Below are 11339 nucleotides of genomic sequence, written 5' to 3' on the forward strand. Positions count from 1 at the left end.
GGGAAGGGGGATCGGGTGATTTCTCGGGCAAGATCAATAAATTGGGGGGACAGCGGGGCCTGCGCCAGGTTGGATAAGAAGGCTCTCAAGGCGCAACGCGTTCCCGCGTTCCCACTTCACGCCCACGATTCACGGGGTTGTGAGCAAGGCCATTGCCCTGCCGAGGGCCATGCGGTGCAGCCGAGAGGGTCGGCGTGGCACGGGTGAGCAGGTGATTGTGATGGGGCGAAAGACCCGCGGGTTCAGTCGAGGACTCGAATTTGAAACCCGCTCAGACGCCCATGCACCACCCAAAAGAGGGGCCCGCTGCCGGTGACGGCAGGGGCCCATTTTATTGTTAGCGCACGGTCTTTGGGTCAGGTTTCCTCCGTGAAGGCTTAGCGGGCCAGCAGGGGTTGGCCGCTGGTCAGGGCGGTGCTGGTTGGCCGGGTGGCGGGATGCTGCTGGAACTGGCGTACCAGCCGCTCCAGATCCCCGAGCTGCTTCACGAGCGCAATGATGCCCTGCACGGCGTGGCGGCTGCCCTGGCTGGAGTCGTCGGCCAGACGCTTGATGTCCAGCACGCTGTGGTGGATGTCCTGGGTGACCAGGGACTGCTCCTGCACCGCCTGGGCTATCTGGTTGCTGCCTGCGGTCACCTGCAACAGGCGTTCGCTTATCTGTTGCAGGATATCGCCGGTGGCGGCGGCCTTGAGGCGGCAACTGGCGGAGAGCTGTTCCCCTTGCGCCATGGCCTGCTGGGCATCGTCGGCGCTGGCCTGCAAGAGGCTTATCATCTGCTGGATCTCGCCGGTGGAGGATTGGGTCTTGATGGCGGTCGCGACCTGGTTGGTCTGGGCCTGCTGTTGTTGCAGGTTGCCGGTGATGGACTCGGCATTGTTCAGATCCGTCTGCGCCGCCTGCACGATCTGCTGGCAGGTCTGCTGGGTGCGGGCCAGCACCGCATTGAACTCGGCCTGATTCATCTTCATGGCGAGCTCGACGGCAGCCAGACGATCGACCCGGCCGGTATACAGCAGTTGCATCAAGGGGTTGTCGAAACGGTGGCGGGCCAGGGTCTCCAGCCGGGCGAGGCGCCGGGAGAGGGTCTGGCAGATGACGAGCGCAACCACCAGGGGCAGGGCACCGATGAGCAGAGGCCAGCCCGGGCCGTGCTGATAGCCGAGGGTGACCAGGCTGGCCAGCAGTGCCATCAGGCAGAGGTGGATCCCCAGGGTGTGGCAGCAGGGGGGCAGGCGCAGGGCCCGGGGGGTCTTGCCGCGGCGCATCTCGTCATAGACCCGCTCCGCACGCTGTTTGACCGCGTCGTCCGGCGCCGTGCGCACCGACTGGTACTCCACCACCTTGTCGCTGGGGGTGACGAAGGCGTTGACCCAGTAGTGATCCCCGTTCTTGCAGCGGTTCTTGACCGGGCCCATCCAGCTTTTGCCTTCCCGCAGATGGCGCCACATGTCGGCAAACGCCTGGGGCGGCATGTCGGGGTGGCGGACCAGGTTGTGAGGGGCCCCTTGCAGCTCCTCCAGGGTGAAGCCGGCTATCTGGCAGAACTCGTCGTTGGCATAGGTGATGCGGCTCTCCAGATCCGTGGTGGAGATCAGGTTCTGGTGCGACGGGTAGAGGCGCTCACGCTGGGTAACGGGTTGATTGACTCTCATGGTACTTCCTGCCTGACAGAGGAAAGAGAGTCTGGTTGCAATTCGTACACCAGAGTGCCCAAAAACGCTTAAATTGCGTTCTATATGTCTCTTTTGCGCTCAAAACCCGCAGAGGGGGGAACATGGCCCGGGCTCGCGTCTGCCCCTGCCGTCAGGATTCGCTTTTTGGGAGCCGTTTTGGCAATGGCGTGGCGGGTTTCGCAATTTGGCAAGGCGGGGCCTGGGCCTCCGCCAGCCTCAGGCGGGCAGATCCGGCTCGCTGACCGGGGCCGACATCTGGGTCTCTATCTGCAGGTGGGTGGAGAGCAGGGTCTTCAGATCCTGCAGGTACTCCTCTAAAGGGGGCTCGTCCAGCAGCAGGGCAAGCTCGTTGCCTACAGGGGTGAGCCGGTAATAGAGCAGGGTGAGGTTGCTCTGGCGTTGGCGCAAACGCCAGCGCTGGTTGCCAAAGGCCAGCTCGACCCCGTCGGCGGGCAGGGGACCGGATTCGAGCTCGCCACGGTGCAGCAGCCCGAGATCACACAGCAGCAGCAGGGCGCTGTAGGGCACCCGGTATTTGCCGAGCCCCATCCGGGTGACCTTGGCGCGACTGAGCAGGCTGGCCCCCTTGTGCATGCCCAGCAGCAGACGCTGCTCGTCGCTGCCCTCGTAGTGGCAGGAGAGGGCGCAGATGCGCTGGAACAGCTGGGCTTCGCGCTGGGTCATCTCCTTGAGGGTGTTGAGGGCACGGATGGAGAAGCGGCCCGGGGTCGCCACTTCCAGGGCGAAGATGCGGCCCCACAACTGCTGCATGGGGGTCATGCTGATGTCTTCGGCCAGTTGCAGGAAGCGGGTGAGCCAGTCGCTGTCTATCTCGCCGCCGGCGGCAGTCTCTTCGCAGTGGCGCGCGGCCATCACCATGATGGATTCCAGATTGCGCTGGCGGGTGGCCTGCTCCGCCAGCTGGCGAAAGGTGGCGCGCTGCTCAAAGGTGCTGTCGCTGTTGCGGGTGAGCATGCCATCGATGCCGCGGCTGCGGGCCAGGCGCAGGGTCTGCTCCTGGCTGCTCAGGATGGAACTCTCTTTCTTGGGGGGCAGGTCAGCCATGCTGGCTCCGTGATGGCAAGGTCTGGTAGTGAATGTTACTCCAACCAGATCCATGAACAATCCCTTTGCCGGGGTCGTCACGGGATAAAAAAATGGCCTCCCGGGGGAGGCCATCAGGGGCTCACTCTTCGTAGACGCTGACCTCGACCGCGTCCATGGAGTAGGAAGCGGTGGCCATCTCGTGGCTGGAGCTGACGGTGTGCATCTTGCCCTTGACCCAGATGGCGTCCCAGAGGTCATCCACCGGCGCCCCCTTGGGGTAGCTCACGTAGATCACCTGGTTGGTGGGCGGGGGCGGAACGTGAATGCAGGCGCCGAAGTAGGGGACCAGCAGGAAGGCGGTGATGGTCTTGGCATCCCCTTCCAGGGGCACCACGAACCCGGGGATCCGTACCTCCTGATTGTCCAGCTTCTTGTTGACGCCCCCCACCGGCTGCGGCACCGAGGAGAAGTCGCCATCATGGCTGACCTGGGGCGGTGGCAGCAGTTTTTCCCCCTCCGGGATGAGGATATCCCAGTCGATGGTCTTGTAATCTGCAGCCATGGCAGGCAGCACCAGCAGGCTGGCCAGCAGCGCCACTATTTTCCACTTCATCATCTGTTCTTCTCTCTTGGTCGGATGCGTCGGGTCAGACGCGAATGCTCATGCCGTCGCTCAGGCTGTAGCGGTAAGCGCGGGCGGCAGGCAGCAGCCCGATCACCATGCCCGCCAGCCAGACCAGGCCCAGCAGTTGCCACTCATAGGCGCTCGGCAGACCCAGGCTCATTTGCAGGCCATAGTGGCTGAGCAGCCAGGGGCTAGCAAGCCCCTGACCGAGATAGAGCGCGGCCACCCCGAGGGCGATGCCCGCCGTGGTGAGCGCCATCGCCTCCAGCGCCAGCAGCAGGAAGAGGTGGGCAGGGCCCGCCCCCAGGGAGCGCAGAATGGCGAGCTCGCGGCGCCGTTCGTTGAGGCCGGCGAGCAGGGTGGTCAGCATGCCGATGAGGCCCGCCACCACCACGAAGCCCGCGATCACCGACAGGGCGGTCTCCGCCACGCTCATCAGCCCCCAGAGCTCCTGCAGAGCGGCTCCCGGCAGGATGGCCATCAGGGGCTCTCTGGGATAGGTGTTGACGCTGCGCTGCAACTGGAACGCCAGGATCCGGTTGCTCAGCCCCACCATGAAGGCGGTGATGGTCTTGGGGGTGAGATCCAGCGCCATCGCCTGTTCCGGGGTCACGTTCTTGCTGTGACGACCGGTGTCCCAGCCCAGGTGGATCGCCTCTATGCCCGCCAGCGGCACATGAATGGTGCGATCGATGGGGGTGCCGGTGGGGGCCAGGATCCCCACCACTTTGAACGGCATGTTGTCATGCTGGCTGAACGAGGTGTTGCCGGCGCCATGGGCGATGACGATGGATTGATCCAGGTGATAGCCGAGCTTTTCGGCCACCTGGGCACCCAGCACCGCTTCAAACGGTGTTTCGAAGGGGCGACCTTCGCGCATGACGAGCGCCTGCTGCTGGCCGTACTTCAGGTGGGTGAAGTAGTCCCCATTGGTGCCGAGCACGCGAAACCCCTTGTGGGAGTCGCCGAGGGAGAGGGGGATGGTCCAGGCGATACCGGGCCTGGCCTTGATGGCCTGGTAGGAGTCCCAGCCCACGTTGTTGGTGGGGTTGCCGATGCGAAACACCGAATAGAGCAGCAGGTTCACCTGGCCGGAGCGGGCGCCGACGATGAGATCGGTACCCGAGACGGTGTTGGCGAAGCTGTCCCGTGCCTGACTGCGCACCCGCTCCACCCCGAGCAGCAGGGTGACGCTGATGGCGACGGCCAGCAGGGTGAGCCCGGCGGTGAGGCGACGGGCCCAGAGACTTTGCAGGGCGAGTTTCAGCATGAGAGCCTCCGCAGTGAAGGGGAGATGGCCGGACGGGCTGCGAGATGATGGCGTGTGGTCATGCCGCCCTCCGGTTGAGCTGTTGCAGGTTCTCCACCCGGGGGAAGAGGGGCTCCAGATAGGGATCGTGACTGACGAAGACCAGGGTAGATCCCTGCTTGTCGCACTCCTCGAACAGCAGCCGGATGAAGGCGGCCCGGTTGTCGGTGTCCAGGGCCGAGGTGGGCTCGTCGGCGATCACCAGAGGAGGGGAGCCTATCAGGGCGCGGGCGGCGGCGACTCGCTGCTGCTGGCCGATGCTGAGGGCGTGGACGGGGCGATGGAGTGCCTCATCCGGCAGTTGCAGTTCTGCCAGCAGGCGGCGCGCCTCCTGCTCGGGGCTCCCTGTCAGGCGGGCCCGCTTGGCGGGTGAAAAGGTGAGGGCAGCGGTGACGTTGTCCTGCACCGAGAGAAACGGCAGCAGATTGAACTGCTGGAAGATGTACCCCAGATTGGCCGCCCGGAACTGGTCACGGGCGCGGCCGGAAAGCCGGGCCAGGGGCTGGCCAAGCACCTCCAGGGTGCCGTGGTTGGCGGTCTGGATACCGGCCAGCAACCCGAGCAGGGTGGACTTGCCACAACCCGATGGGCCCTTGATGAAGACGCGCTCACCCTCGTGGATGCGAAGGGCGGGCAGATCGAGGACGGCTTCGTGACCCGGCCAGGCAAAGGCCAGATCACGGATCTCAACCACGGCATGTTTCATGGTGTTACCAGCCCAGTTTGTTGGCGGACGGAGTCAGTTCGGCGGCGGTCTGGCCGGTGGGCAGTATGCCCTGCACGCTCAGCTTCTCCAGGCTCGGGTAGAGGCTGAACAGGGTGGCCTCGAGACCGGTGAGCTTGGCCGGGGTAGCACAGGTGTAGGTGTACATGGCCCCCATGTCCGCATGGCCCGCGTCGTCGTGATGGTGTTCATCGTGAGCGCCATCAGCCTTGTCGTGCTCGTGCTCGTGCTCGTGCTTGTGCTCATGGTCATGATCTTCCTTGGCGGCCTGCAGCTCCTGCTGGGTCAGCTTGCAGCCGGCGGCCGGGTCGAAACGGAAGAGGGCGTCGGGCTGCTGGAGGCGGGCCACCGCCTTGGCATACTGCGCTTTCTCCTCATCGGTGTTGGCGGCATGCTCGAAGCCCACCAGATCGGCGGCAGGGGCCTGCAACTCGATCATCAGCTGGTTGCCGTCGAGTACCAGGTTGAGGTGGCCGTGACCGTGCTCATGGGCACCGTGGCTGTGGCTTTCGTGTTCGTCGTGATTGGCCTGGGCGCCGAAGGCGGCAGCGGCCAGCAACAGGGTGACTGCTTTCATCGTTAATCCTTTTGAATAAATAGAGAAAAGATTGGTTCAAAAAAAGAAACAATGAAGGGGCGGCGGGGCGCGGATACGGCGATGTCCCGTGGTGCCGGTGGCCGCCCTCGGTTGGGGAGTGCCGATATACCGATCGATGCCAGAGGAGAGGGGAGGGAGTACGGGGGTCGGCGTCAGTGCCAGCTTGCCATCCAGATGCAGGACGCAGAGGGTGCAGGCATGACCGTGATCGGGCAGGGCAGCTTCAAGAGGGTGCTGTGCCAGCACCGGTTGCATCCACAACCAGCCCAGCAGCAACACCCAGATTGTCAGTGTGGAACGACCCATAGACCCTTGTGGAAAGGGCGCCATCAGCGCCCTTCTCTCTGATTCAGAGATGGGTCTGGATGAGCCCCATCACCTTGGTTATCTCGGCGGCATCGAGCTGGCCATCTTTGGCAAACAGCACCTTGCCCTCTTTATCCAGCAGTATGATGGCCGAACTTTCCGGGGTAAGCGCCCAGGCGTTGCGGGCCATCCCCTTGGCATCCAGCACCATGGCGGACCAGGGGAACTCCTTCTTGCTGTCCTCGGCACTGCTCTTCACGAAACCGGACGTGCCCCAGATGGCGTCATTGCTGTTGATGATGGTGACGGTCTGGTACTTGTCGTGGGGCAGCTTGGCCGCCTTGATCGCCTCGATCATGGGGGCATTGAGCTCCTTGGCGCTGGAGCGACCCGCAATGTGCTGGATCAGGAAGACCTTGCCGGTCAGGACCTTGCTCTGCCAGGGCTGATAGCTGATCTCCTTCTCCTTGAGCACCAGCTCCCCCTTGTCGCTGATGTTGACCAGCGGCACCTGGGTTGATTCCTTGATGTTGTGGGCCATGACCAGGGTTGGCAGCAGCGCCAGAGTAAGCACGAGATGTTTCATCCGGATGACACTCCTTTGTGATGTTATAACGATTTTTGGGTCGAGGGAATGGGACCCTGAACATCCTAAACTGATCGGATCTGTTTAAAAAGTGTTAAATAATGCAGGGTGCGACGGTGATCTTGTCAACATGGTCGCCATCCCCCCAATGACGGCGGCAAGGATGGCATGTCATCCATCAAAAGCAAGTGATGGTCAGAAGAGGCTAGTAGAGCGGTTCGCTGATCAAGGGAATCTGGGCCATGGTCATCTGCTGGGCCAGCAGGGGAGAACCGGTGAGCAGCACGTGGCGCTGATTGCCGATCACCAGGGTGTCTCCCTCAAGGCCGCTGTCGGCCGTGATGGCGAGCCAGGCCGGCGAGACGCTGCCGATGCTGATGTTCGGATAGATGATGCTGAGGCTGTACTGGGGCGCCAGCTCCGCCAGCAGACTGGCCATGAGCAGCGCCTTCTCGTCGCTGTCGGCCTTGTTGTCCTGCAGGGCCTGCAAGGGCGGAGCGAAGTGGTCCATCTGCTCGGGCGGGGTGGGGATGCCGCTCAGCCACTCCTGCAGCAGGATGACGCTGGTGGCGAGATCCTTGGCCGAAAACTGCTGTGCCAGGGGTTTTAGGTCTCCCTTGAACTGATAGAACAGCTGGGAGTAGTTGGGGCGCACACAGGGCAGCTTCTGATTGGCCGGGTGCACGCAGGGCTGGACCCGCATCTCGTAGAAGGCGTCCTCCTGATATTGCCGGTAGGCCTGCCAGAACTGGGCGGATTCGAGGCTGCTGTCGTGCAGGGTAAAGGCCTGTTCCAGGTTGCGGAACTTGGTGGCCGTCTCCGGGCTGTGCTGGTTGATCTGGTTGATGCTGTTGTAGAGGCGCGGACTGATGTAGGAGTAGAGTGTTTCCAGCGGGAAGTTGAGGGCGGTGTCGAGCTGTGTCATCTCGTGACGGCTGGCTGAAAAGGTGCGCTCATCCGCCGTCAATTGCAGGTGTTTTTGCTGACCATCCGCAGATTGCCACTGCCAGCTCAGGTTGATCTCGTTGGCCTGCACCATGGTACCGAAGAGCAGACTGCACAGAAAGCCTTGTGCCAGTTTCATGGTGCGCCTCCGCCTGGGTTGATAATAAACAACTAGGTGAGTGACCGGCATTTGGATTGGTCTGGTGACAGATATATTGGTAATTATCTGATCTGACTTTAAATTTAATTCAGGAAATAAGTCATGGGGGAAATCATCATGAAGCTTGTTTCACGGTTTCTGCTGATATTGGTGGCCACGCCGACGCTGGCGGGGCAGGTCATCGTCAATCAGGGATTGTCCAGCGCGGATACCTTCGCCCTGCGGGATCAGCTGGCCCGGGAGCATGAATGGCAGGAGTGGCTGCGCTTCCAGCAGGCCATCAAGTGGCTGGAGGTGCTGCCGGTCAACTGTGATCTGGTGGGAGGTGCCGGTCAGGAATATCGCTGCGGTGATGACTATTACCGCCCCTATCGGCAAAACGGGCGAGACCTCTATATCCAGGGGGATCCCCCCGGAGCGTCCCCGCAACGACCAATAAAAAAGGCGCCATAAGGCGCCTTTTTTGCGAGGAGTACGCTTATTTTGCAGCGTAACGCTCGGCAGAGGTCTTGATTTCGGCTTCGGCAGCGGCCTTGTCGCCCCAACCTTCCACCTTGACCCACTTGCCCGCCTCCAGCTCTTTGTAGCGCTCGAAGAAGTGCTGGATCTGGGCTTTCAGCAGCTCGGGCAGATCGTTCACATCCTGGATGTGATCGTACTGCTTGGTCAGCTTGGAGTGGGGAACGGCCACGATCTTGGCGTCTTCGCCAGATTCGTCGGTCATCTTCAGCACACCGACCGGGCGGCAGCGGATGACGGAGCCGGCCAGCAGCGGGTAGGGAGTCGGAACCAGCACGTCGACCGGATCCCCGTCCAGGGACAGGGTGGCGTTCACGTAACCGTAGTTGCACGGGTAGAACATCGGGGTGGACATGAAACGGTCAACGAAGATGGCGCCGCTGTCCTTGTCGACTTCGTATTTGATCGGGTCGGCGTTCTGCGGGATTTCGATGATGACGTAGATGTCGTCAGGCAGGCTCTTGCCGGCCGGTACCAAGTTCAGGCTCATGACGTTTCCTTTGAGTGTTGGAGTCAAGTTTGCAGGCCGACATTATAGCGATGTCCCGTCAAATGACCATATTTCAAGGGCCGGGTGGCGTGGCGGAGGGGAGCTTATCCCCGCGCTTGCCCGATTTCTGTCGTCTGCGGGCGCGGATGCCTTCGCTCCCCATGGGCGCGGCTTGTGCCACCGGGTCAACAGACCCTAGAATGCGCACTCCCTTTACTGGAAAAGGCAGCGGTATGCACATTCACATTCTCGGGATCTGCGGCACCTTCATGGGTGGTCTGGCGGTGTTGGCAAAACAGCTTGGCTATCGGGTGACCGGCTCCGACGCCAACGTCTATCCCCCCATGAGCACCCAGCTCGAGCAACAGGGCATCGAACTGACCGAAGGCTACGACCCCTCCCAGCTCGATCCTGCGCCGGATCTGGTGGTGATCGGCAATGCCATGAGCCGTGGCAACCCCTGTGTGGAATATGTGCTGGACCGCAATCTGTCCTATATCTCCGGCCCTCAGTGGCTGCTGGAGCACGTGCTGAAAGATCGCTGGGTGCTGGCCGTCTCGGGCACCCATGGCAAGACCACCACCGCCAGCATGCTGGCCTGGGTGCTGGAGTATGCCAAGCTGGAACCCGGTTTCCTCATCGGCGGCGTGCCGGGCAACTTCCCGGTTTCCGCCCGTCTCGGCTCGGCTCCCTTCTTTGTGATTGAAGCGGACGAATATGACTGCGCCTTCTTCGACAAGCGATCCAAGTTTGTCCACTATCACCCGCGCACCCTGGTGATGAACAACCTGGAGTTCGACCACGCGGACATCTTCCCGGATCTCGCCGCCATCCAGCGCCAGTTCCACCACCTGATGCGCACCGTGCCGAGCAACGGCCGGGTGCTCTTCCCCAAAGGTGATGACAACCTTACCGCCGTGCGCGAGATGGGCTGCTGGAGCGAGGTGGAGCTGGTGGGCCAGGACGACGCCAAGTGGAAGGCGGTGAAGCTGGCCGATGACGGCTCCGCCTTCGAGGTGTGGCTGGATGGCGTGAAACAGGGGGAGGTGCACTGGGAGTGCATCGGCGAGCACAACGTCAACAACGGTCTGATGGCCATCGCCGCCGCCCGCCATGCCGGTGTCATGGTGGAGCACGGGATCAACGCCCTCTGCCAGTTCAAGTCCCCCAAGCGGCGCATGGAGCTGAAAGGGGAAGTGGCCGGCATCAGCGTCTATGACGACTTCGCCCACCACCCCACCGCCATCGAGACCACCCTGGGTGGACTGCGCGCCAAGGTGGGCAAGGCCCGCATCCTGGCGGTGCTGGAGCCCCGCTCCAACACCATGAAGCTCGGGGTTCACAAGGAGGAGCTGGCCGGTTGCTTCGACGGTGCCGACGAGGTGTTCTTCTTCCAGCCCCCCAACATCGGCTGGGATCTGGGGGAGGTGACGGCCCACATGACCCGGCCTGCCCGGGTATTCGAGGCCCTTGATGCCCTGATTGGCGCCCTGGTGGCCGAGAGCCGCCCAGGGGATCATATTCTGATCATGAGCAACGGCGGGTTCGGCGGCATTCACGACAAGCTGATCGCCCGCCTCAAGGAGCTGCAGAGCGCATCATGAACAAGGCCATCACCCTGGCGCTGACCGGCGCCTCCGGCGCTCCCTATGCCCTGCGCCTGCTGGAATGCCTGGTGCAGGCGGACTATCGGGTCTTCCTGCTCGCCTCCTCGGCGGCCAGGGTTGTGCTCAAGACCGAGCAGCAGCAGGATTGGCCGGGCTCCCCCAGGGAGCTGTCGGCGTACCTCTGTCGCCATTATGGTGCCAAAGAGGGTCAGATCGTCGCCTGTGGCAAGGAGGAGTGGTTCTCGCCGGTGGCTTCCGGCTCGGCGGCCCCCAAACAGATGGTGGTCTGCCCCTGCTCCATGGGCACCGTCTCGGCCATTGCCAACGGCACCTCGGACAACCTGCTGGAGCGCGCGGCGGACGTGGTGATCAAGGAGCGGGGCCAGCTGATTCTGGTGCCCCGGGAGAGCCCCTTCTCGGCGATCCATCTGGAGAACATGCTCAAGCTTGCCCGTCTTGGCGTGACCATCATGCCGGCGGCGCCAGGGTTCTACCATGAACCCAAAAGCATCGAAGATCTGGTGGACTTCATGGTCGCCCGCATCCTCGACCACCTGGGTGTCGAGCATGAGTTGACCAGTCGCTGGGGTTATGCAAACCACTGATACGGCGGGGAGCGGACAAAAAAGCGGCGCCGGGGGGGTAAACCCCCGCCCCCCGTGTGTAAAACATGAACCCTGATGGGGGCGGGGGGGGGGGCGGCCCCGCAATTTAAAAGGAATAAGAAACCACCTACCCGCGCGGGCG

13 protein-coding genes are annotated in these 11339 nt (G+C 62.7%); 3 read left to right on the forward strand and 10 right to left on the reverse strand.

Translation table 11 applies throughout. The features are described from left to right. Positions 1-377 precede the first annotated feature (377 nt). The 9 genes from PG883_RS15290 to PG883_RS15330 form a co-directional block, all read right to left on the reverse strand. The gene (locus tag PG883_RS15290) at positions 378-1655 is read right to left on the reverse strand and encodes a methyl-accepting chemotaxis protein (protein WP_270807368.1); all 1278 of its coding nucleotides are present in this window, start codon (positions 1653-1655) and stop codon (positions 378-380) included. 237 nt (positions 1656-1892) lie between these two features. Next, positions 1893-2741, reverse strand: coding sequence for a TIGR03899 family protein (locus PG883_RS15295; protein ID WP_128343787.1), 849 nt, complete (start codon positions 2739-2741; stop codon positions 1893-1895). 121 nt (positions 2742-2862) lie between these two features. After that, on the reverse strand, positions 2863-3339 hold the full coding sequence (locus PG883_RS15300; protein WP_010675589.1) for a DUF3299 domain-containing protein: 477 nt from the start codon (positions 3337-3339) through the stop codon (positions 2863-2865). 31 nt (positions 3340-3370) lie between these two features. Beyond that, entirely contained in the window at positions 3371-4618 is a 1248-nt protein-coding gene (locus PG883_RS15305) for an ABC transporter permease (protein ID WP_052815241.1), read from the reverse strand. A 58-nt stretch (positions 4619-4676) separates the two neighbouring features. Next, positions 4677-5363, reverse strand: a complete 687-nt coding sequence (locus PG883_RS15310) for an ABC transporter ATP-binding protein (RefSeq protein WP_039040841.1) — start codon at positions 5361-5363, stop codon at positions 4677-4679. Positions 5364-5367: 4 nt separating this feature from the next. Next, positions 5368-5958, reverse strand: coding sequence for a DUF2796 domain-containing protein (locus tag PG883_RS15315; protein ID WP_270807369.1), 591 nt, complete (start codon positions 5956-5958; stop codon positions 5368-5370). A 36-nt stretch (positions 5959-5994) separates the two neighbouring features. Further along, positions 5995-6285, reverse strand: a complete 291-nt coding sequence (locus PG883_RS15320) for a hypothetical protein (RefSeq protein WP_080988551.1) — start codon at positions 6283-6285, stop codon at positions 5995-5997. 43 nt (positions 6286-6328) lie between these two features. Beyond that, entirely contained in the window at positions 6329-6871 is a 543-nt protein-coding gene (locus PG883_RS15325) for a YtfJ family protein (RefSeq protein WP_270807370.1), read from the reverse strand. 205 nt (positions 6872-7076) lie between these two features. Beyond that, entirely contained in the window at positions 7077-7955 is an 879-nt protein-coding gene (locus PG883_RS15330) for a hypothetical protein (protein ID WP_119197335.1), read from the reverse strand. Positions 7956-8078: 123 nt separating this feature from the next. On the opposite strand from PG883_RS15330, the gene PG883_RS15335 reads away from it, so the two are divergent. After that, on the forward strand, positions 8079-8429 hold the full coding sequence (locus PG883_RS15335) for a hypothetical protein (RefSeq protein ID WP_089503668.1): 351 nt from the start codon (positions 8079-8081) through the stop codon (positions 8427-8429). A gap of 25 nt (positions 8430-8454) precedes the next feature. Here the strand turns inward: PG883_RS15335 and ppa are convergent, their stop codons facing one another. Next, the gene (gene ppa / locus PG883_RS15340) at positions 8455-8985 is read right to left on the reverse strand and encodes an inorganic diphosphatase (protein WP_005335667.1); all 531 of its coding nucleotides are present in this window, start codon (positions 8983-8985) and stop codon (positions 8455-8457) included. Positions 8986-9218: 233 nt separating this feature from the next. Between ppa and mpl the strand changes: the two genes are divergently transcribed. Further along, positions 9219-10589 (forward strand): UDP-N-acetylmuramate:L-alanyl-gamma-D-glutamyl-meso-diaminopimelate ligase, encoded by a 1371-nt coding sequence (mpl, locus tag PG883_RS15345; protein ID WP_270807371.1) that lies wholly within the window; start codon positions 9219-9221, stop codon positions 10587-10589. Beyond that, positions 10586-11197, forward strand: coding sequence for a flavin prenyltransferase UbiX (locus PG883_RS15350; protein WP_042864976.1), 612 nt, complete (start codon positions 10586-10588; stop codon positions 11195-11197). Before mpl ends, PG883_RS15350 begins: the two co-directional genes overlap by 4 nt. Positions 11198-11339: the final 142 nt, after the last annotated feature.

The organism is Aeromonas sp. QDB25 (assembly GCF_027707725.1).
Lineage (GTDB): Bacteria > Pseudomonadota > Gammaproteobacteria > Enterobacterales > Aeromonadaceae > Aeromonas > Aeromonas caviae.

What these genes read in the sequence shown, in the direction of transcription:
- PG883_RS15290 (WP_270807368.1), bottom strand. Translation starts at nt 1,655, where the DNA reads ATGAGAGTCAATCAACCCGTTACCCAGCGTGAGCGCCTCTACCCGTCG.
- PG883_RS15295 (WP_128343787.1), bottom strand. Translation starts at nt 2,741, where the DNA reads ATGGCTGACCTGCCCCCCAAGAAAGAGAGTTCCATCCTGAGCAGCCAG.
- PG883_RS15300 (WP_010675589.1), bottom strand. Translation starts at nt 3,339, where the DNA reads ATGATGAAGTGGAAAATAGTGGCGCTGCTGGCCAGCCTGCTGGTGCTG.
- PG883_RS15305 (WP_052815241.1), bottom strand. Translation starts at nt 4,618, where the DNA reads ATGCTGAAACTCGCCCTGCAAAGTCTCTGGGCCCGTCGCCTCACCGCC.
- PG883_RS15310 (WP_039040841.1), bottom strand. Translation starts at nt 5,363, where the DNA reads ATGAAACATGCCGTGGTTGAGATCCGTGATCTGGCCTTTGCCTGGCCG.
- PG883_RS15315 (WP_270807369.1), bottom strand. Translation starts at nt 5,958, where the DNA reads ATGAAAGCAGTCACCCTGTTGCTGGCCGCTGCCGCCTTCGGCGCCCAG.
- PG883_RS15320 (WP_080988551.1), bottom strand. Translation starts at nt 6,285, where the DNA reads ATGGGTCGTTCCACACTGACAATCTGGGTGTTGCTGCTGGGCTGGTTG.
- PG883_RS15325 (WP_270807370.1), bottom strand. Translation starts at nt 6,871, where the DNA reads ATGAAACATCTCGTGCTTACTCTGGCGCTGCTGCCAACCCTGGTCATG.
- PG883_RS15330 (WP_119197335.1), bottom strand. Translation starts at nt 7,955, where the DNA reads ATGAAACTGGCACAAGGCTTTCTGTGCAGTCTGCTCTTCGGTACCATG.
- PG883_RS15335 (WP_089503668.1), top strand. Translation starts at nt 8,079, where the DNA reads ATGGGGGAAATCATCATGAAGCTTGTTTCACGGTTTCTGCTGATATTG.
- ppa (WP_005335667.1), bottom strand. Translation starts at nt 8,985, where the DNA reads ATGAGCCTGAACTTGGTACCGGCCGGCAAGAGCCTGCCTGACGACATC.
- mpl (WP_270807371.1), top strand. Translation starts at nt 9,219, where the DNA reads ATGCACATTCACATTCTCGGGATCTGCGGCACCTTCATGGGTGGTCTG.
- PG883_RS15350 (WP_042864976.1), top strand. Translation starts at nt 10,586, where the DNA reads ATGAACAAGGCCATCACCCTGGCGCTGACCGGCGCCTCCGGCGCTCCC.